Origin of the sequence: Leisingera sp. SS27, from assembly GCF_028368855.1 — a bacterium.
In the GTDB taxonomy this organism is placed as follows: domain Bacteria; phylum Pseudomonadota; class Alphaproteobacteria; order Rhodobacterales; family Rhodobacteraceae; genus Leisingera.
In genome coordinates this window covers 42927-61688 of the sequence record NZ_JAQNCY010000011.1, presented here as the reverse complement: position 1 = coordinate 61688, position 18762 = coordinate 42927, and the positions used below count along the sequence as shown (strand labels likewise).

The following is an 18762-nucleotide window of genomic DNA, read 5'->3' as shown; positions in this document are numbered from 1 at the left end:
CGGGAGAGCCTCCCCCGCCCCGACGCAATTCAGCCGTTTTCGCGCAGGATATGGCCCGCCAGGTAGAGCGAGCCGCAGATCAGCACCCGCGCCTGCGGGTCCTTGGCGGTGATCGCCTGCAGCGCCGCCATCGTGCTCTCCGCCGTGCCTGCCTCGATGCCCACCGATCGGGCCGCGGCTTCGGTCTCTTCGGCGCTCAGCGTGTTCACCTCATCCGGGATCGAAATCGCGGTCAGGCTGGCCGCATGCGGCGCCAGCGGGGCCATATAGCCGCTCACGTCCTTGGTGTTCAGCATGCCGCAGATCAGATGCGTCGGACGCGCCGGCAGTTTCGCCAGCACATCCGCCAGCGCAATGCCTGCAGCTGCGTTGTGGCCGCCGTCCAGCCACAGTTCGGCCTCCGGCGCGGCCTCGATCAGCGGGCCGGCCTTCAGCTTCTGCATCCGCGCGGGCCACTCGGCGTTTGCCATGGCAGCCTCGCAGGCCGCCTCACCGGCGCCCAAGTGGCGCAGCGCTGCCAGCGCAGCGCCCGCGTTCTGGATCTGATGCGCGCCCAGCAATGCGGGCAGCGGCAGATCCAGCAGGCCGTTTTCATCCTGAAACACCAGCCGGCCGCGCTCTTCCCAGACATGCCAGTGCTGGCCATAGGCAATCAGCGGCGCACCCAGGCGGGCGGCGGTGGCTTCGATCACCTCCATCGCCTCCTCAGGCTGCGGGCCAACCAATACCGGCACGCCGCGCTTGATGATACCCGCCTTTTCGCCCGCGATCTTGGCCAGCGTGTTGCCCAGGAACTGCTCGTGGTCGATGGAAATGGGGGTGATCACCGACACCTCCGGCGTGATCACGTTGGTGGCGTCCAGACGCCCGCCCAGTCCCACCTCCAGCAGCGTGTAATCCGCAGGCGTGCGCGAAAACGCCAGCAGCCCCGCCACCGTGGTAATCTCGAAATAGGTGATGTTATCGCCGTTGTTCGCGGCATAGCACTCGTCCAGCACCTCCGTCAGATGTGCCTCCGAGATCAGCTCACCCGCCAGCCGGATCCGCTCATGGAAGCGCGCCAGATGCGGCGAGGTATAGGCGTGCACGCTCTTGCCCATCCCCTCAAGCCCCGCCCGGATCATCGCCTGGGTCGAGCCCTTGCCATTGGTGCCTGCCAGGTGGATCACCGGCGGCAGGTTTTCCTGCGGATTATCCAGCGCCGCCAAGAGCCGCCAGACCCGGTCCAGCGTCAGGTCGATGATCTTGGGGTGCAGCGCCATCATGCGGGCGAGGATCGCGTCGGAGGTCTGGGTCATCAGCCTGGTCCTGTTCAGCCGGACAATCCTAAGAGCTGCTTGTACGCAAAGGGCAGCGCCCGTCCCGGCGGGGTGGGAAGCGAAGCGCCCGCCCCGTGGGGGGCGGGACGGGCGCTGCCCGGCCTTCGGCCAGGCAATGGTATATAATCGAAGTTACTCGGCAGCTTCTTCGCTGACTGCGCCATCCGCCAGCGCATTTGCGGCCTTGGCGGCCTCTTCCTGTTCCGGCGCGGGCAGATCGCCCGCCACCTGCGGCGGCAGCCCCATCAGCATCCGGATGATGGTGATCAGCTCTTCGCGCATCTCGGTGCGCGGGGTCACCCGGTCCAGCATGCCGTGGTCCAAGAGGTATTCAGCGCGCTGGAACCCCTCGGGCAGCTTCTCGCGGATGGTCTGCTCGATCACCCGGGGACCGGCAAAGCAAATGAGCGCGTTCGGCTCCGCGATATGCACATCGCCCAGCATCGCATAAGACGCTGTCACCCCGCCGGTGGTCGGATGGGTCAGCACCACGATATAGGGCAGCCCCGCCTCTTTCAGCATCTCCACCGCAACGGTGGTGCGCGGCATCTGCATCAGCGACAGGATGCCTTCCTGCATCCGGGCGCCGCCAGCCGCCGAGAACAAGACCAGCGGACGGCCCAGCTTCACCGCTTCCTCAGCCGCGGCGATGATGGCGTTGCCCACATACATGCCCATGGACCCGCCCATATAGGTGAAGTCCTGCGCAGCAGCGATAATCGGGGTGCGGCCGATCTCACCGGCAGCCACAAGCATCGCGTCTTTCTCGCCGGTCTTCTTCTGCGCCGCCTTGATCCGCTCGGGGTATTTCTTCTGATCCTTGAACTTCAAGGGATCGGTCAGCGGCTCCGGCACCGCGATCTCGGTGAAGACACCGCCGTCGAACAGCGCGGTGAACCGGTCGCGCGGGGTGATGTTCATGTGATGGCCGCAGCTGGTGCAGACGTTCTGATTGTCGCTCAGCTCGCGGTGAAACAGCATGGTGCCGCATTCATCGCATTTCTGCCAAAGGTTCTCGGGCACTTCGCGGCGCGAAAAGATCGAGTTGATCTTGGGCCGGACGTAGTTGGTGATCCAGTTCATATTGCTTGCCTCTCCGGGGGCGCGGTTTGCCCCCCAGATAAGGCGCATTTGCCGCAATTGCAATCAGCGGCGTATGGCAAGCCGCGCGCAAAGCCAGCTGACACCCATCAGAAGAAAATCCACCGCCATCCACGGCCGCAGCGCCTGCACGTCGGCCAGATCAAAGGGGATCAGATAGAGCGCCAGCCCATTGAGGCTGGTGGGGGAGCCGAACAGCAACAGAGCAGTGACGTTGTTGAAGAAATGCACCGCCATCGCAGGCCCCAGCGTGCCGGCCCGCGCCGTCAGGTCCGCCATCAGCACCCCGAACAGCCCGGCCCAGGCGGTGATCACCAGCGCGTTGTCCCCGGCCTCGGTCGGCAGGTAATGGCCCAGTGCAAACAGCGCCGAGGGCGCCAGCAGCCAGACCGCAGGGTGGCGGAACCGCGCCGCCAGCGCCTGCTGGATATAACCGCGGAACAGGATCTCCTCCGATCCGGTCTGCACCAGCACCGCGGCGATAGACAGCGGCAGCAGTCCGAACCAGGTCCAGAACGGCAGGTTCCGGGTCATCGGCGGCCCCATGTCATAGGGCGGCAAGGCCATCAGCAGCAGGCTGAGACCCAAGAGATACAGGCTGACCCGCCCGAACTGATGCAGCAGCGGGCGCAGATGGCCGGTCACGGTGGCAAAGCCGCGCTGGTGGAACAGCCGCGCCGCCATCGCCACCCCCAGCGACAGAAAGGCAAAACTGCCCAAGAGCACCAGCATCGCACCCGGTGTGCTGCCATCGGCCAGCCCCAAGAGCCAGTCGCCCGGGAACATCCCCGCCACCACCACCTGCAGCGCCGCCGTCAGGGCAAAGCTGACCGAGGCCACCAGCACCAGCCCCAGCATCAGCCGCCACAGCGCCGGTTGGTGCCGGGCGTAGCGCACCAGCGCCTCATGCGCCCTGTAGCTGTACCTGTCGTGCATAGGTCCTCCGCGCCGCTCCGCGATCCGGCTGCAATCCGGCCCACGTTATGCATTGCTGCAACGCCAAGGCAAGCCAGGCACGCCTGGTGGCGGTTCAGCCTTGCCGCCCCGCCCCCGGCTCCGTAATGATTCCCGTAAAAAACAAGACCGGCAGGACCAGCAGTGATCAGAACAAGCAACGGGAAACCCGTGCCTTTTGCCGCGCCCGGCGGAAAGACGCCCACGCGGCGCGGCGCGGCGGCGGCGATTGTGCTCGCAGCCCTCGCAGCGGCGGGATGCAGCCCCGCGCCCCAAGGGATGCCCTTTGCCTCCCGCACCGCCAGCCAGGCGCCGCAGAGCGGGGTCCAGGTGATGTCCTTTGGCGGCGGCGATGTGCTGCTGGCGGCACCTGGCGCCTATTGTTTTGACCGGCGCAGCAGCCAGCCCGACAAGAACGGCGGCTTTGCGCTTCTGGCTCATTGCAGCCGCATGGGGCGCCAGAACTGGTTCGGCGCCCGCAAGTCTGCGGTGCTCACCGCCTCGATCGGTCCCGCAAAGACCGCGGTTGCCGCACCGCAGGCCACCGACATCGCAGCCATGTTCCCGGGCGCCAAGGTGCTTGAAACCCGCGAGGACCAGCTGCTGCCGCTGGTCAAGCTGGAGTTCCCCGGCGCCGTTGCCGACAGCGCCAGCCCGGTCCACTGGCGCGGCGCCTTTGTGCTCGACCGCCACCTGATTGCGCTGGCGCTTTACGCGCCCGAGGGCAGCCGGGCGCTTGGCAGCCACGGTGCCGCCCTTCTGAACGAGATGACCCACCGCACGCTGGAGGCCTCCACCCTGCCAGCACTGGAAACCGCGGCAACAGCACCTCGTCCCGCGCCGGCAGCGCCAGGACCGGGTCTGCGCCCGCAGCCGCGCCCGGCTGAATTGCAGGCACTGGCGGCGGACGGCACTGCCGGAACAGGAAAAAAACGCGGGCTGCGCCAGCGGATTGCCGGTTTATTTCAATAGCCCCGCCCGGTTACACTGCCGCCAGCTCCACGGCGGCCGGCAGCCGCGGCCGGACGGGCAAGCAAGACCTTTTAACAGGCAAGAGAGAGCACGATGGGCAGGATCATGGACCGGTTGTTTCACCTGCGCAGCCTGCGCCGCTGGCGCGCCGCGGCTGAGGACTCCTCGCGCGCGCCGCTGTCGGAACTGCGCCGCCAGCGCAACCAGGCGCGCCAGCTGCGCACCCATCTGGACCGGCTCATCCACACCGCCGACGGCCGCCTGGCACTGCCGCAGATCGGCTCCTCCTTCTTTCCGCGCCCGCATGGCACCGACTGGTCCTGGCGGCCCCAGATGTGGCGCGGCCCCTTGCCGGAACGCGGTCTTGCCGAAGTCCCGCCCAAGGCCCGCCTGGGCGATGAGGTACAGCTGTTCCACGACTGCAGCGTTTCCGAACTGACCCTGCGCCAGCTCCGCAACACCCGCGAGGAGGACCTCGCCCCCTTCGGCCTGCGCATGGATGTGTTCAAATTCGACGGCTCCTTCCTGTCGCTGGTGATCGACCTGCCGCCCGAGGCGGTACAGGGCATCACCCGCCAGCACCTGCTGCGTATCGACAGCATCATCGAATCCGAGAAACCGATCGAGATCTTCGCACGCCTCAACATCCAGCACGGCCCCAACACCGAACAGCTGGTGCGCGAGCTGCCCCAGGACGACAAGAACATCGTGGTCGAATTCGACCTGGCCTATTCCAAGCTGAACGAAAAACGGATCGAGAAGATCTGGCTCGACCTGATCTTTGAAGCCCCCGACCTGAACCAGGTGGTCCTGCGCGACCTGACCTTCTCGCGCCACCGCCGCGCGGCGATCTGAGGAGCCCTACCCCGTGAGTGACCCGACATGAGCCATCTGACACTGACCAAGATCCGCTTCCGCAACGGCATTTGGGAGGGCAAGATCAGCAATGCCCCCGCCACCGGTGCGCGGCCCGAAATCACCGTGATGTTCCAGGATCAGCCGGTCAGGGACGTGGTTCTGACCGAGGGCCAGAAAGACGGAGACTGGCTGGTGGCCGTGCCTGTGCCGCCAGAGGCCGTGGCCGACGGGGTGCAAACCTTCGTGATCTTCGATGCCGCCGGCAGCACCCGGCTGGGCGATTTCACCCTGATCGCAGGCGAGGCAGTAGCGGACGACCTGCGCGCCGAAGTGGAGCTGCTGCGCGCCGAGCTTGACATGCTGAAGCGCGCCTTCCGCCGCCACTGCCTGGAAACGATGTAGGGGCCTGCCCCTGAACGCTTATTCCAGCGCCTGGAAATGCGCGGCCAGCACCTGCATCAGTTTCGCATGCGGGATCGGGCCATAGCTGCAGCGCGCCACACCCGCCTGCCTTGCGGTCTCCAGCGTGATGCCGCGCATCATCGTGTTGACCGGCACCGGACAGCCCTCGCAGACCCGCGCAATCAGATCAGGGTCCGACAGGCCCGGCACAAAGACCCCGCTGCCGCCGGCTTCCGCATAGGCCGCCGCGCGCTCCAGCGCCTCCGGCACCAGACCGGCGTGTTTGGCGGCGTCCTTTTCCTTCAGAAACAGATCGGTACGCGCATTCACAAAGATATCCGCATCGGCCGCCCGCACCGCGGCCACCCGGCGGGCCTGTTCTTCGATGCTGTAAAAGCCGTCGCCGCCGACCACCTGATCCTCAAAGTTGAGGCCCACTGCACCGGTCTCTGCCAGCCGTTTCACATTGGCGGTCAGCTGCTCCGGCCCGCGGGCGTATCCGCCCTCGAAATCAATGGTGACGGGCAGCTCCGTGGCGGCCACGATGCGCTCTGCGTTGCCCAGCACAAACTCCAGCGGCACCTGTTCGCCGTCCGCAAACCCCTGCGCTGCCGCCACCGGGAAGCTGCCGGTCGCCAGGGCCTTGGCGCCCGCCCCGGCAATCGCCCTGGCGCTGCCCGCATCCCAGATGTTGTACAAAACCACCGGGTTGCCCGGCTGATGCAGCGCCGCAAACGCCTGGGCGCGCTCTGAATATGTCATGCTGAAATCCTCTGTCTGTAGCCTGTTTCAATCTCGATAAGCCGCTGCTTGCGCCACAGGCCGCCGCCATAGCCGGTCAGCGAACCATCGGCTGACAGCACCCGGTGGCAGGGCACCACCAAAGCCAGCTGGTTGCTGCCATTGGCGCGCGCCACCGCCCGCGTGGCCGAGGGGCGCCCGATCTCCGCGGCAAGCTGCGAATAGCTGCGGGTCTCGCCGGCCGGGATGGCCAGCAGCCGCTGCCAGACCTCGCGTTCAAACGGAGTGCCATGCAGCGCAAGCGGGGTCCGGAAGTCCGCGCCTTCACCGGCAAAGAAGTGGCGCAGCTCTTCGGCAACCTGTTCCGTCGGCGCGGGGCGACCAAACCCCAGACCGCCGGGCTGCGCCTTTTGCAGCCTGGCCACCTCCCGCGGCAGCGCCTTGCGGTCGGCAAATTCCAGGAGATGCAGCTGATGGGCGCAGCTGATCGCAATCATCGCCCCCAGCGGCGTGTCGATCCAATCCGCCAGCAGAAGCGCATCCTTGCGGAACGCACCCGGCGCAATCCCAACCAGCTTGGCAAAGGCCGCACGGAAGGCACTGGCGCTTTCGAAACCGGCATCGATTTGCGCCGCAATCACCGGCTCCCCGGCCTTCAGCGCCGTGAACCCCTCGCGCAGGCGGCGCTGGCGCGCCATCTCCAGAAAGGTCATGCCGAAATGCCGCTTGAAGGCGCGCCGCACGGTGGACGCATCCAGCCCCAGCCGCAGCAGATCATCCTCGCCCCAGCGGTAGGCGGGCCGTTCCTCCAGCCGCGCCAGCAGGTCCTGCACCACCGGATCATCACCCGCCGCCGCTGCCAGCGGCTTGCAGCGCTTGCAGGCACGGAAGCCCGCCTCGATGCACTGACCTGGCGTGGCAAAAAACCGGCAGTTTTCAAACTTGGGTTTGCGCGCCGGGCAGGTCAGCCGGCAGAAGATGCCGGTGGAGGTCACGCCGACATAGGCGCGGCCCTCATAGGCGGCGTCGCGGTCAAGCAGCGCCTGGTAGAGCGCGCGGGAATCAGGCAGGTCAAACATCATGCGGTGACCATAGCCCAGCCCGCCCCGCCAGTACGCCGGATATCGGGCGTTTATTGTCAAAACATTGCGACCCAGCCGGGCGAGCGCCTGCCCGCGGGGTGGCGCTGCAACACTGGTGCTGGGCAGTTTATACCAGCCGCGTCCGTACGAATTCTCAATGGAACACTACGTCCGCCAAAGCGCCAGCCCGTGCGGGCGGCCTCTCGCGCTTTGCAAGGCAATGCGCTGCCGGCAGGCACTCGCCCGGCGGCGCTGCGCGCCTTGTTCCGGGCGGGAAAGTTCACTTCTGCCAGGGTGTTGCGCATCCACCGTACGCCCCCTTCACGCGATCCTCATTTCCCTATGACAAACTGCTAAAAGATCGCGATCCCCCGCCATGGTTCCCGCGCGCGGGGCCATGATACGAGGCGCAGGCATCTTTGGGCTGCCTGCGCGACACCCCGGAGACCGGCCCTGATAAAAAGGGGGTCGTCCAGGATATCCTGTCCGAGCAGGCCCCCTGCGGGGTCTGTCCACCTCCACCTGGCGGCGCCGCCCCCTTAATTGGGCTTCAGCGCATAAACGGAACAGCAGTCAAACCTCGCCCAACCCGGCGGCACAGCAAAAATAAAAAAAGGCCGCCCAACCGGACGGCCCCTTCCTGATGCGTGTTTGCGCGGGCCTTACTTCGGACCCAGCGCCACCATCCCCTTCAGGATGTCGATGGCATAGGCCAGCTGGTAATCCTGCTCGCGCAGTTCCGCGGCTTTCTCGGCCTTCTCACGCTCTTCCTCGATCTGGCGGATTTCATCCTCGGACAGGCTGTCGTTGTTCAGGCTGCCGCGCAGGTCGGCTTCCGAACGCGACCGGCGGGTGGACGAGTCGTTCTCTTCCTCAGCCGCCGCGGTCCGGCGCGGCTGCGCCACCACGATGTCGGGCGAGACGCCCAGCGCCTGGATCGAGCGGCCCGACGGCGTGTAATAACGCGCTGTGGTCAGGCGCATCGCGCCCTCGCCCTTCAGCGGCATCACGGTCTGGACCGAGCCCTTGCCGAACGACTTGGTGCCCACCACGATGGCGCGGCGGTGATCCTGCAGCGCGCCTGCAACGATTTCCGACGCCGAGGCCGAACCGCCGTTGATCAGCACCACGATCGGCTTGCCTTCTGCCAGGTCGCCGGGGGTGGCGTTGAACCGCTCGCCGTCTTCCGGGTCGCGGCCGCGGGTGGAGACGATTTCACCGGATTCCAGGAAGCTGTCGGCCACCTTGATCGCCTGGGTCAACAGCCCGCCCGGGTTGTTGCGCAGGTCCAGCACGATGCCGTTGACATTATCCATGCCGCCGGCTTCCTCGATCTGCTTCTTGAGGTTTTCCTCAAGGTTCGGCGTGGTCTGGTCGTTGAAGGTGGTGATCCGCATCACCACGGTGTCGCCCTCGGTGCGGGCACGCACCGCGGTCAGCTTGATGGTGTCGCGGATGATCGAGACATCAAACGGTTCCGCCTCGCCCTCGCGCACCACGGTGATCACGATTTCCGATCCGACCGGCCCGCGCATCAGCTCCACCGCGTCGTCCAGCGACAGGCCCAGAACGCTTTCGCCGTCCACATGGGTGATGAAATCGCCGGCTTCCATCCCGGCCTCATCCGCCGGGGTGCCGTCGATCGGGGAGACAACTTTGACAAAGCCCTCTTCCTGGGTGACTTCGATCCCCAGGCCGCCGAATTCGCCGCGGGTCTGCACCCGCATGCTGGCCGCGTCATCCGGCGACAGATAGCTGGAATGCGGGTCCAGCGAGGCCAGCATGCCGCTGATCGCCGCCTCAATCAGCTCTTTTTCGTCAACTTCCTCGACATATTGCGCACGGATGCGCTCGAAGATATCGCCGAACAGGTCCAGCTGCTCATAGACGTTTGCCTCCCGCAGGCCTTCTTGCGCCAGCAAGGGACCCGCCACATAGGTTGTCGCCACGATCCCTGCCAGCGTGCCGCCAACGGCGGCCATCGCAAATTTCTTCATCAAGCCTTCATCCACCTTTTCCAGTGCGGAACCACGTTTCGGGGTCCACCGGGCTGTTGTCCATTCTCACCTCTATATAGAGCGTTTCTGTCCGGTCAGTTCCACCCCCTTCACCGCTTGTTGACAGAATTGCGTCCGGTTTCGGGTTTTCTCCGCTCATCAATCCGACCGGTGTGCCCTCGGGGATCACCTGTCCCGCGTCGCCGAACACCTCCGCCAGGCCCGACAGCACAAACAGCGTGTCGGGCTGCGGCTCCAGAATAACCACGTTGCCCAGATCCAAAAGCGGCCCGCGGTAACGGATGGTGGCCGCCGTGGGCGATGTCACCAGCGCCCGCGGACGGGCGGCAACCAGCCAGCCGGGCCGGGCGATGCCCGCGGCATCCCGCTCGCCGTAACCGCGCAGCAGCAGCCCCTCTACCGGCAAGGGCAGCGTGCCGCGCAAGGCGCTGATGTCGGCCTCGCTGGCAGCAATCCCGCCATCGGCAATCTCGGCCAGCCCATCGGCAAAGCCCGACAGCGTCTCGGTCGAGGAGATCAGGATAGCGGTGCGCACCGGGTCCTCGGTAAAGCGTTTCGGCAATGTGGTGCGGTCGGCGATGGCAGTGGACAGCTGCACCCGGGCGCTTTGCACGCCCGCCAGACCCTCCTCCAGCGTCTTGGCGGCGTTCTGCTGCAGCAGGCGCAAGCTCTGCACTTCGTCCAGATCCGCCTTCAGCATCTCAGCCCGCGCCTGCAGCGCCGGCGTCACCTCTGCCAGCATCATCGCCGAGCGCGCCGCGCCCAAAGGCCCGGAGGGATGCACCATCAGCACCGGCGGCGGCGAGGTTTCGATGGTCTGGATGATGCCCAAAAGGCCCGAGACCTCCTCTTGCCGCGCCGCCAATTGCGCGCTCAGCTGCCCCTCGCGCCGCGCCACCCGGCGCAAGCCGTCGCGCATCGCGCCCAGCCCCGCCTCATAGGCCTGTACCGCAGAGGTCAGCGCCTTCACCCGGTCGCGGGAGCTGTCCGCATCCTGCAGCTTGACAGAGGCCGTTTCCAGCTGCTCCGCAGCGCTGCGCGCGGCCTCTGCCGGATCCGCTGCCGCCTGCAGCGGCGCAGCCAGCAAGGCCAGCAGCATCAGGCCCGCGCCCCGGATCATGACAGCAGGCTCTCCCCGGTCATCTCCGTCGGTTTCTCCAGCCCCATCAGCTCCAGGATGGTGGGCGCCAGATCGGCCAGGCGGCCATCGCGCAGCTGCGCCCCTTCGGGCCCGCCAACCAGCGCCACCGGCACCAGGTTCAGCGTATGGGCGGTATGGGCGCCGCCGGTTTCCGGGTCCACCATCACCTCGCAGTTGCCGTGATCGGCGGTGACGATCATCGCGCCGCCTGCCTTTTCCAGCGCCTGAACCACCTTGGCCAGACCCTGATCCACCGCCTCGCAAGCGCGCATCGCCGCCTTCAGATCGCCGGTGTGGCCAACCATATCCGGATTGGCATAGTTGGTCACAATGAGGTCATAGCCCACCCCGATCGCCTCGACGAATTTCTCCGTCACTTCCGGCGCCGACATCTCCGGCTGCAGATCATAGGTCGCCACATTCGGCGACTTCGGCATGAAACGGTCTTCGCCCTCCTCCGGCTCTTCCTTGCCGCCATTGAGGAAGAAGGTCACATGCGGGTATTTCTCGGTCTCGGCCAGGCGGAATTGGGTCTTGCCCTGCTTGGCGACCCAGGCCCCCAGTGTGTTGACGATCGCCGCCTTCGGGTAGGCGGTGGTCATGTAATCATTGTGGGCATCGGAATATTCCACCATGCCCATCAGCGCCTCCAGCTTGGGCCGGACGCCTGTGTCGAACTCGGCAAAGCCCGGCTCGCCGATGGCGCGCAGGATCTCCCGCGCCCGGTCGGCGCGGAAGTTCAGGCAGAAGAACCCGTCGCCGTCCTTCACGCCCTCAAACCCTTCCAGCACTGTTGCAGCAATGAATTCATCGGTTTCCGACTGGTTATAGGCATGGTCCACTGCACTGTGGGCCGTGTGGCCGGGCCGCCCCTTGGCGTGAATCATCGCATCATAGGCTTCACTGACGCGGCCCCATCGGTTGTCGCGGTCCATCGCGAAATAGCGCCCGGTGACGGTGGCAATGCGCACGCCTTCGGGCAGTTTCTCCTCCAGCCGCCGGAAATGGCGGAAGGCCGATTTCGGCGCCACATCGCGCCCGTCGGTGATCGCGTGCAGCCAGACCGGCACCCCGGCCTCGTGAATGGCCTTCACCGCTGCAAGAATGTGGTTGATATGCCCGTGCACGCCGCCATCGGAGACCAGCCCCATCAGATGCGCCGCGCCGCCGCTGTCCTTCAGCTGCGCGATAAAGTCCTGCAGCGCCGCGTTTTCAAAGAAGCTGCCGTCCTCGATCGCCAGATCGATCTGGCCCAGGTCCATCGCCACCACCCGGCCCGCGCCGATGTTGGTGTGCCCCACCTCGGAATTGCCCATCTGCCCGGTCGGCAGGCCCACATCCGGCCCATGGGTGATCAGCCTGGCGCTCGGCCCCTTGGCCATGATCGCATCAAAAGTCGGGGTCTGCGCCAGATATGGCGCGTTGGCCTTGCCGGGTTCACCGCGGCCCCAGCCATCGAGAATGCACAGGACAACGGGTTTGGGTGCGGTCATGGATCAGCTCCGGGGCAGGGCAAGGTTGGGCAATGTTCGCAAGCCTTCTAACGCCTTGCCGCGCCGGGGTGAACCGGCTTTCCTGCCACAGTTGGCGTTATCAGGGCGCGGCACCCCGGCAACGCCGCTTCATCTTTCCCGAAACACTCATTCCCCCGCGGCCCGCCTTGGACTGCCGCCCCGGCTCTGCACCCCCTGCCCGCTTCATCTTTGCCCGAACACTCATTTCCCGGCCAGCCCGGCATCCGGTCCTGCCGTGTTCTGCGGCACAAGCACCGGCACCCGCCGTGCCAGATCACTGGCCAAAGTTTCCGCCGGGAAATACCTGCCCAGAACGCCCGGCTGCAGCAGGTCGGCGTTACTGTCCAGAAAGGTTTCCGTATCCGGGTAATTGGTGGCTGCCATTCGTTCGGCTGTCAGACTCAGAAAGGCGAGCGTCACGGTGGCGTTGAATTTCTCCGGCACCCCGGCCGTTTCGGTCAGCCGGCGCAGGCTGCGGGCATAGACCGCCATGCCCTCGAACACCTCGTGGCGGGAGAGGATTTCATAGGCCACTCCCAAATGCGCGCGATGAGTAAATCCCTGCGGTTGCAGGCTGCCCTCAGACAGTTCGGCTGCCATCACCGCATAATCGGTCCGTTCGTTCATTCCGGGTCCTCGGCCAGGCTGTGGCTGTCAGCGGCGGTCAGGTCCAGCCCGTAGACCGCGCGGAGCGCTTCGATTTTCGCTAGGGTTTCTTCAGAGAACGGCGCCTTGCCTTCAAAGGCGTGCAGCGCCATGCCCTCGACCAGTTCCGCCACCGAGATATCCAGGTATTCCGCCAGCGCCTTCATGGTTTTCACCAGCCGTGCCTCCAGGCGCAGGCCGGTTTGCACACGGGTTACTGATTTCATCGCACCCTCCTTTCAGAAGGCTGATATAGGAGCAACTTGAGATGTTATCAAGGTACCAAGATAACCAATATCGTTCCCCGCTTCCTCTTTCCCCAAATACTCAATCGCCCGGCCCGCCCCCTGGACTGCCGACCGTGTCCTGCGGCGTCAGCAGATGCCGGATCAGCGCCACCGGATGGGCCCGCAGGGACAGGCGCATGGCGACGTAATCCTCCACCACCTCCTCGCCCAGGCCCATCTGCGGCAGGTCGGCGGCCGGTTCATAGATCCCCTCGCCCTCCAGCTCGCGGGCAAACAGCGGCAGCGGTTTGCGGGCGGTGACCGCCTTGGCGGCCCACAAGGCCTCGCGCCGGTTGAGGCCGAGCGCGGCAAAGGCATCGGCTTCTGCCAGCCGCTCGATCACCGGCGGCGCAATGCCGGCCTTGCGCCAGACATCCTCGACCTCGTGGTAACCGTTGCCGCGCGCGGCCGTGAGCCAGGCGGCGTCCTCATCGCGCAGGCCCTTCACCTGCCGGAACCCCAGCCGCAGCGCCAGGCCGCCGTGGCCGTCGGGCTCCATCACGTTGTCCCAGTAGGAGTTGTTGATGCAGACCGGCCGCACATCGACGCCGTGCGCGCGGGCGTCGCGGACGATCTGGGCGGGCGCATAGAAGCCCATCGGCTGCGCGTTCAAGAGCGCACAGGCAAAGATCCCCGGATGGTGGCATTTGATCCAGGCCGAGGCATAGACCAGCAGCGCGAATGAGGCGGCATGGCTTTCGGGAAAGCCGTAGGATCCGAACCCCTCGATCTGGGAAAAACAGCGTTCGGAGAACTCCTGATCATAGCCGTTCCTGGCCATGCCGCGCAGGAACAGAGAGCGGAATTCGCTGACGTTGCCGTGTTTCTTGAAGGTCGCCAGCGAGCGCCGCAGCCGGTCGGCCTGTTCCGGCGTGAAGCCGGCGCCAACGATGGCGATCTGCATCGCCTGCTCCTGAAACAGCGGCACGCCGAGGGTCTTGCCCAGCACCTCGCCCAGCGCGTCGGAGGGGAAATGCACCGGCTCCTCGCCATTGCGGCGGCGGATATAGGGGTGCACCATGTCGCCCTGGATCGGGCCGGGGCGGACAATGGCGACCTCAATCACCAGGTCATAGAAATTGCGCGGCCGCATCCGGGGCAGGAAGTTCATCTGTGCCCGGCTCTCGACCTGAAACACCCCGATGCTGTCGGCGCGGCACAGCATGTTGTAGACCGCCGGATCCTCCGGCGGCAGGGTGGCCAGGCTGTAGTCCAGCTGATGGTGCTGGCGCATCAGGTCGAACGCCTTGCGGATGCAGGTAAGCATGCCCAGCGACAGCACATCGACCTTGAGAATGCCCAGCGTGTCGATGTCGTCCTTGTCCCAGCAGATGACCGTGCGGCCCTCCATGGTGGCGTTTTCAATGGGCACCAGCTCATCCAGCCTTCCTTGAGTGATGATGAAGCCGCCCACATGCTGGCTGAGGTGGCGCGGGAAGCCGATGATCTGCCCCACCAGCTGCAGGGTCAGCTGCAGGCGGCGGCTGCTGGGATCGAGGCCGATCTCGCGCATCCGCTCGGCCTCTACCCCTTTGCTGCTGAAAAAACCCCAGAGCTGGGAGGACATGGCAGAGATGGTGTCCTCGGTCAGGCCCATGGCGCGGCCCACCTCGCGGATGGCGCGTTTGCCGCGGTAGTGGATCACCGTGGCGCAGAGCCCTGCGCGGTGGCGGCCGTAGCGCTCATAGATCCACTGGATCACCTCCTCGCGCCGCTCGTGCTCGAAATCCACGTCGATGTCGGGCGGCTCGTCGCGGGCCTCGGAGACGAAACGCTCGAACACCATGGTGCCCAGTTCCGGGCTGACGGAGGTGACGCCCAGACAGTAGCAGACCACTGAGTTCGCCGCCGAGCCGCGCCCCTGGCAGAGGATCCCGCGGGAGCGGGCAAAGGCGACGATGTCGCGCACGGTGAGGAAATAGGGGTCGTATTTCAGCTTGGCGATCAGGGCCAGCTCATGCTCCAGCAGGCCGCGCACCTTGTCCGGCGCGCCGCCCGGGTAGCGCCACCTGAGACCCTCTTCGGCAAGCCGCCGCAGGCGCTGGGGCGGGGTTTCGCTCTCGCGGCCCTCGTCCGGGTAGTCATAGCGCAGCTCATCCAGCGAGAAGGTCAGCTGCGCTGCCAGATGGGCGGCATTATCCACCGCGTGTTCATAACCCCGGAACAGGCGGCGCATCTCGGCCTCGGAGCGCAGGCGCTGCTCCGCGTTGGCCATGGCGGCGCGGCCCAGATCCTCCACCTTGCAGCGCAAGCGGATCGCACTCAGCACATCGCCGAGGCGGCGGCGGCTGCCGTGATGCATTTTGGGCGCGGCGCTGGCCAGGAGCGGCAGGTTCAGACGGGCGGCCAGCTCTGCCAGCTGCGCAAACCGCGCCCGGTCGCCGCCGTCATAGGCCGGCGCCATCATCAGGTGCATGCGGGCGCCAAAGCGGCGCGTCAGCCCGTCCATATGCGGGTCCCATCCATCCGCGCCGCCGGTCAGATGCTGCGCTTGCGGCAGCAGCAGCAGGTGGAGGCCGTCCGCAAATTCCAGGAGGTCGGCAAGGTGCAGGGTACAGCTGCCCTTTTGTGCCCTGAGCCGTCCGGTTGAGAGCAGCCGGGTCAGGCTGCCCCAGCCCACGCGGGTCACCGGCAGCGCGATCACCTCCGGCGCGTCGGTGAAGATCAGCTTTGCTGCCGGGATCAGCCGCACGGTTTCGTAAACCGGGAAGGAGGCGGGCTGCGGAATGCCCGCGGGCCGCGGCGGGCCGATGGGGGTGTTCTGCCGGTCCCAGGCCTGCCGTTCCCGCACCCGTCGCGCGATGTCGCGGCACGCCGCATGGGCGCGCACGATGCCCGCCACCGAGTTCTCATCCGCAATGGCAACGCCCCCCAAGCCCAGCGTCAGCGCGCGCGCCGCGTACTCCTCCGGGTGGGAAGCCCCGGTGAGGAAGGTGAAGTTCGAAAGACAGGCGAATTCAGCAAACATGCCCCGCATGATATTCCCGTTTTGTTCTCATGTGGAGTCCTGCTGGATTGCGGTGCCGCGCCGCGCGCCAGCGCGGCGCCACGCCCAACCGCCGCAGGGCATTCCAATGCCCGCCCGGCGGGCGGGAGCACTCCTCCTGTTCCGATGCGGGATGGGCAAGATCCGGGTCGATTGCCACCGCACGGATCGGGCAGAGTGCTGGCAGCAAAGGAGAAACCCCATGACCAAGATCACCGCTCTGCCCACAGACATTGTCCGCGCCCTGCAGGAAGGCGGCCCCGATGCCCACGGCCAGATGCCGGAGCGCACGGTGTCCGACGGCGGCGGCAACCCCTGCCGCCACTGCCTGCAGTACATCCCCGAAGGTTCAGACATGCTGATTCTGGCCCACCGCCCCTTCCCCGAGGCGCAGCCCTATGCCGAGACCGGGCCCATTTTCCTCTGCGCGGCCCCTTGCGAACGCCATGAAGGGACAGAGGTGCCGGAGGTTCTGGAGCGTGCGCCGGACTATCTGATAAAGGGCTACAGCGCCGGGCACCGCATCGTTTACGGCACCGGCATCGTCATCCCGCAGGCAGAGATGATGGCGCAGGCCGAGGCGATCTTTGCCGATGAGCAGGTGGACTACATCCACATCCGGTCGTCGCGCAACAACTGCTACCAGGCGCGGATCGACCGGGCGTGAGGCCGGAGGTCAGGGTTTCAGGCTCGCCGGGAAGCCCTGTCGAGCTGACGGCGGCTCTGGGCCCGCTCCATCCGCTCTGGGCCGGTCAGGTTTCAAAGGGCGGCAACAGTTCGCAACTGTGCAGCGGCAGCTCTCTGCGCTCCGCTGCCCCCGGTGCAGCCCCTGGCATCAAAAGAGGCAGCCTGGCTCTGCCATCGGGTCCGCTTATGGGAAGCTGACCATAGAATTTCACACCGGCAGCATTCCTGGCACTGTAGCGCTTCTCTACGGCCGCTTCGGGCTGGCGGCCGGGACCAGTGCGGTACCGCTGCAACCATGCTGCCGAAACGCCGCAAGCCGGCAGTGAGTCCAACTTGTCTGGTGCCGCGCGTTGCACGAAGGCCCGGTTTTCTCCTCATGGCCAAAACCATGTCAAAATCAAAGTCAGTTTCACCAGAGGTTTGTGGAAGCGGTTTCTTCAAGGGCTTCGATCAACGCTCCACCGATGACAAAATCGACCATTTTGCCAACCACAAGAAGCGCGCCAAAGCTGAAGGCGGGTTCATGAAAACTCCTGTGCATCGCCGTGCTCTGTTACCTGCATCAGGCTCAGGCCTCATAGCCAATAGACGGCCAAAGCGGCGAGAGCGATTGCTGAGAGGCAGAGTTTGGGGCAGGTTGCGCAGCTCCAAGCAATGATCCTCATGCCTTAGCAATACTGCGAACGGCCGTTTTGGCGACTTGTTCGAACACTGAACGGTCGTTCGACGACGATGCGACGATCATGCCACCCTCAAGGGCTGCAACAATGAGGCTTGCAACATCTTCCGCATCCTTGACCTCGTGCCTGGAGAACAGGGCTGCGAGCCAGGCTCTATTCATCTCGAAGAAGGCCTTGGTGCGCTGATTGACATTTTCCGGCAGCCCGATGGCTTCGGCTCCCATGATAGCGCAGAGGCAAATCGACTCATTCAGCACAAGTGCATTGGAATAGAGTGCAACGAAGCTGTCTATTGCGGCCTTCAGATCGTCCTGATCAATCTTGTCCAATTCGTCCTTGAAGCGTTCGGCATAGCGGGCGACGAGCACCTCTCCGAGATCATGCTTGGTGGGGAAGTGGTAGTGAACGCTGGCGCTCTTGATTCCCACGTCGTTGGCCAGATCGCGGAAACTCATCTCCGAGAAGCCTGCGCTTCGCACTCTTTTCTCTGCTGCAATAAGAATTTTTTCTTTCATTGTCAGTGACATGACGATCTCCAATCTACCAGTCGATAGATATCAGTTGACATGTGGAAAATCAACTCCTAGCTTTTGCCTACCTACTGATTGATAGATACCAAGAAAGGAACTCTCCCAATGGCTACCGGAAACAAACAAAAGCGCGTCTTGCTGGTCATGTCTTCCGTTGACGAAATGGGTATCTCGGGCAAGCAAACCGGCACCTGGTTCGAAGAGGTCGCAACCCCGTACTATATCCTGACAGAAGCGGGCTATGAGGTTGTCTTTGCGTCGCCCGCCGGCGGCAACGCACCCATTGACCTGCTGTCCATGAAGGCGCCGTTCACCACGGAAAACACTGACCGTTTCCTGAACGATCCGGTTGCGCTGTTCGCGGTTCAGAACACCCGCAAACTGCGCGAGATTGACTATTCGACCTTTGATGCGCTCTTCGTGCCGGGCGGCTACGGCCTGATCTGGGACCTGGCCTCGGATTCCTATGTCGTTAAGATGATCCGCGACTTCTACGAATCCGACCGGCCTGTTGCGATGGTCTGCCACGCGCCGGCCATCCTGCGGGATATCAAGAAATCGGACGGCACTTACCTCGTTGATGGCGTCAGCCTGACCGGTTTCAAGAACGACGAAGACAGCGAGATCGAGCTGCTGCATCACCTGCTGTTCTCGCTTGAGGACGAGCTGAAGCGCCGCGGCGCCAACTACATCAGCAAGGCCAACTGGGAAGCCAATGTGGTCGAGGATGGCGCGCTGATGACCGGCCAAAGCCCGGCATCGGCACCGCCGCTGGCCGAGGCCCTGAAAGTCCGTCTCGCAAGCTAAGCCGAACCGGCCGGGGCCAAAGCGTCCCGGCCGGACCC

At 65.2% G+C, this 18762-nt stretch carries 18 protein-coding genes; 6 read left to right on the top strand and 12 right to left on the bottom strand.

Annotation, left to right across the window (positions count from 1 at the left end; all coding sequences use genetic code 11):
- Positions 1-29: 29 nt before the first annotated feature.
- The 3 genes from N6L27_RS18680 to N6L27_RS18670 all read right to left on the bottom strand — a co-directional run bounded on the left by N6L27_RS18680 (position 30) and on the right by N6L27_RS18670 (position 3356).
- A complete protein-coding gene (locus N6L27_RS18680; RefSeq protein WP_271908874.1) occupies positions 30-1298 on the bottom strand; it encodes a bifunctional folylpolyglutamate synthase/dihydrofolate synthase in 1269 nt (422 codons plus the stop codon).
- 153 nt (positions 1299-1451) lie between these two features.
- Positions 1452-2402: an acetyl-CoA carboxylase, carboxyltransferase subunit beta gene (accD, locus tag N6L27_RS18675; RefSeq protein WP_271908873.1), complete on the bottom strand. Its 951-nt coding sequence runs from the start codon at positions 2400-2402 to the stop codon at positions 1452-1454.
- Positions 2403-2465: 63 nt separating this feature from the next.
- A complete protein-coding gene (locus N6L27_RS18670) occupies positions 2466-3356 on the bottom strand; it encodes a CPBP family intramembrane glutamic endopeptidase (protein ID WP_271908872.1) in 891 nt (296 codons plus the stop codon).
- 297 nt (positions 3357-3653) lie between these two features.
- On the opposite strand from N6L27_RS18670, the gene N6L27_RS18665 reads away from it, so the two are divergent.
- The 3 genes from N6L27_RS18665 to N6L27_RS18655 all read left to right on the top strand — a co-directional run bounded on the left by N6L27_RS18665 (position 3654) and on the right by N6L27_RS18655 (position 5606).
- Entirely contained in the window at positions 3654-4346 is a 693-nt protein-coding gene (locus N6L27_RS18665; RefSeq protein ID WP_271908871.1) for a hypothetical protein, read from the top strand.
- A gap of 93 nt (positions 4347-4439) precedes the next feature.
- Positions 4440-5201, top strand: a complete 762-nt coding sequence (locus tag N6L27_RS18660; RefSeq protein WP_271908870.1) for a DUF6478 family protein — start codon at positions 4440-4442, stop codon at positions 5199-5201.
- A gap of 27 nt (positions 5202-5228) precedes the next feature.
- Positions 5229-5606 carry a hypothetical protein gene (locus N6L27_RS18655; protein WP_271908869.1) on the top strand — a complete coding sequence of 126 codons (378 nt, stop codon included), beginning with the start codon at positions 5229-5231 and terminating at the stop codon, positions 5604-5606.
- Positions 5607-5624: 18 nt separating this feature from the next.
- Here the strand turns inward: N6L27_RS18655 and N6L27_RS18650 are convergent, their stop codons facing one another.
- From N6L27_RS18650 to N6L27_RS18615, 8 genes are all read right to left on the bottom strand, one after another.
- A complete protein-coding gene (locus N6L27_RS18650; protein WP_271908868.1) occupies positions 5625-6368 on the bottom strand; it encodes an isocitrate lyase/PEP mutase family protein in 744 nt (247 codons plus the stop codon).
- Positions 6365-7429 carry a bifunctional transcriptional activator/DNA repair enzyme AdaA gene (locus N6L27_RS18645; RefSeq protein WP_271908867.1) on the bottom strand — a complete coding sequence of 355 codons (1065 nt, stop codon included), beginning with the start codon at positions 7427-7429 and terminating at the stop codon, positions 6365-6367. Before N6L27_RS18645 ends, N6L27_RS18650 begins: the two co-directional genes overlap by 4 nt.
- A 662-nt stretch (positions 7430-8091) precedes the next feature.
- On the bottom strand, positions 8092-9426 hold the full coding sequence (locus N6L27_RS18640; RefSeq protein ID WP_271908866.1) for a S41 family peptidase: 1335 nt from the start codon (positions 9424-9426) through the stop codon (positions 8092-8094).
- A gap of 7 nt (positions 9427-9433) precedes the next feature.
- On the bottom strand, positions 9434-10567 hold the full coding sequence (locus tag N6L27_RS18635; RefSeq protein WP_271908864.1) for a murein hydrolase activator EnvC family protein: 1134 nt from the start codon (positions 10565-10567) through the stop codon (positions 9434-9436).
- Positions 10564-12081, bottom strand: coding sequence for a 2,3-bisphosphoglycerate-independent phosphoglycerate mutase (gpmI, locus tag N6L27_RS18630; RefSeq protein ID WP_271908863.1), 1518 nt, complete (start codon positions 12079-12081; stop codon positions 10564-10566). Before gpmI ends, N6L27_RS18635 begins: the two co-directional genes overlap by 4 nt.
- 222 nt (positions 12082-12303) lie before the next feature.
- Entirely contained in the window at positions 12304-12729 is a 426-nt protein-coding gene (locus N6L27_RS18625; protein WP_271908861.1) for a hypothetical protein, read from the bottom strand.
- Positions 12726-12974, bottom strand: a complete 249-nt coding sequence (locus tag N6L27_RS18620; protein ID WP_271908860.1) for a hypothetical protein — start codon at positions 12972-12974, stop codon at positions 12726-12728. Before N6L27_RS18620 ends, N6L27_RS18625 begins: the two co-directional genes overlap by 4 nt.
- Positions 12975-13074: 100 nt before the next feature.
- Positions 13075-16002 (bottom strand): error-prone DNA polymerase, encoded by a 2928-nt coding sequence (locus N6L27_RS18615; RefSeq protein WP_271908859.1) that lies wholly within the window; start codon positions 16000-16002, stop codon positions 13075-13077.
- A 220-nt stretch (positions 16003-16222) separates the two neighbouring features.
- Between N6L27_RS18615 and N6L27_RS18610 the strand changes: the two genes are divergently transcribed.
- Together N6L27_RS18610 and N6L27_RS18605 are read left to right on the top strand one after the other, a co-directional pair.
- A complete protein-coding gene (locus tag N6L27_RS18610) occupies positions 16223-16687 on the top strand; it encodes a DUF1203 domain-containing protein (protein ID WP_271908858.1) in 465 nt (154 codons plus the stop codon).
- 396 nt (positions 16688-17083) lie between these two features.
- The gene (locus tag N6L27_RS18605; protein ID WP_271908857.1) at positions 17084-17365 is read left to right on the top strand and encodes a hypothetical protein; all 282 of its coding nucleotides are present in this window, start codon (positions 17084-17086) and stop codon (positions 17363-17365) included.
- A 3-nt stretch (positions 17366-17368) separates the two neighbouring features.
- Here N6L27_RS18605 and N6L27_RS18600 read toward each other — a convergent pair whose 3' ends face one another.
- Entirely contained in the window at positions 17369-17914 is a 546-nt protein-coding gene (locus N6L27_RS18600; protein ID WP_271908856.1) for a TetR/AcrR family transcriptional regulator, read from the bottom strand.
- 108 nt (positions 17915-18022) lie between these two features.
- Between N6L27_RS18600 and N6L27_RS18595 the strand changes: the two genes are divergently transcribed.
- On the top strand, positions 18023-18724 hold the full coding sequence (locus tag N6L27_RS18595) for a type 1 glutamine amidotransferase domain-containing protein (RefSeq protein ID WP_271908855.1): 702 nt from the start codon (positions 18023-18025) through the stop codon (positions 18722-18724).
- Positions 18725-18762: the final 38 nt, after the last annotated feature.

Excerpts from the sequence above, each read along its gene's own strand:
- N6L27_RS18680 (WP_271908874.1), bottom strand. The coding sequence starts at position 1,298 with ATGACCCAGACCTCCGACGCGATCCTCGCCCGCATGATGGCGCTGCAC.
- accD (WP_271908873.1), bottom strand. The coding sequence starts at position 2,402 with ATGAACTGGATCACCAACTACGTCCGGCCCAAGATCAACTCGATCTTT.
- N6L27_RS18670 (WP_271908872.1), bottom strand. The coding sequence starts at position 3,356 with ATGCACGACAGGTACAGCTACAGGGCGCATGAGGCGCTGGTGCGCTAC.
- N6L27_RS18665 (WP_271908871.1), top strand. The coding sequence starts at position 3,654 with ATGCCCTTTGCCTCCCGCACCGCCAGCCAGGCGCCGCAGAGCGGGGTC.
- N6L27_RS18660 (WP_271908870.1), top strand. The coding sequence starts at position 4,440 with ATGGGCAGGATCATGGACCGGTTGTTTCACCTGCGCAGCCTGCGCCGC.
- N6L27_RS18655 (WP_271908869.1), top strand. The coding sequence starts at position 5,229 with ATGAGCCATCTGACACTGACCAAGATCCGCTTCCGCAACGGCATTTGG.
- N6L27_RS18650 (WP_271908868.1), bottom strand. The coding sequence starts at position 6,368 with ATGACATATTCAGAGCGCGCCCAGGCGTTTGCGGCGCTGCATCAGCCG.
- N6L27_RS18645 (WP_271908867.1), bottom strand. The coding sequence starts at position 7,429 with ATGATGTTTGACCTGCCTGATTCCCGCGCGCTCTACCAGGCGCTGCTT.
- N6L27_RS18640 (WP_271908866.1), bottom strand. The coding sequence starts at position 9,426 with ATGAAGAAATTTGCGATGGCCGCCGTTGGCGGCACGCTGGCAGGGATC.
- N6L27_RS18635 (WP_271908864.1), bottom strand. The coding sequence starts at position 10,567 with ATGATCCGGGGCGCGGGCCTGATGCTGCTGGCCTTGCTGGCTGCGCCG.
- gpmI (WP_271908863.1), bottom strand. The coding sequence starts at position 12,081 with ATGACCGCACCCAAACCCGTTGTCCTGTGCATTCTCGATGGCTGGGGC.
- N6L27_RS18625 (WP_271908861.1), bottom strand. The coding sequence starts at position 12,729 with ATGAACGAACGGACCGATTATGCGGTGATGGCAGCCGAACTGTCTGAG.
- N6L27_RS18620 (WP_271908860.1), bottom strand. The coding sequence starts at position 12,974 with ATGAAATCAGTAACCCGTGTGCAAACCGGCCTGCGCCTGGAGGCACGG.
- N6L27_RS18615 (WP_271908859.1), bottom strand. The coding sequence starts at position 16,002 with ATGTTTGCTGAATTCGCCTGTCTTTCGAACTTCACCTTCCTCACCGGG.
- N6L27_RS18610 (WP_271908858.1), top strand. The coding sequence starts at position 16,223 with ATGACCAAGATCACCGCTCTGCCCACAGACATTGTCCGCGCCCTGCAG.
- N6L27_RS18605 (WP_271908857.1), top strand. The coding sequence starts at position 17,084 with ATGGCCAAAACCATGTCAAAATCAAAGTCAGTTTCACCAGAGGTTTGT.
- N6L27_RS18600 (WP_271908856.1), bottom strand. The coding sequence starts at position 17,914 with ATGTCACTGACAATGAAAGAAAAAATTCTTATTGCAGCAGAGAAAAGA.
- N6L27_RS18595 (WP_271908855.1), top strand. The coding sequence starts at position 18,023 with ATGGCTACCGGAAACAAACAAAAGCGCGTCTTGCTGGTCATGTCTTCC.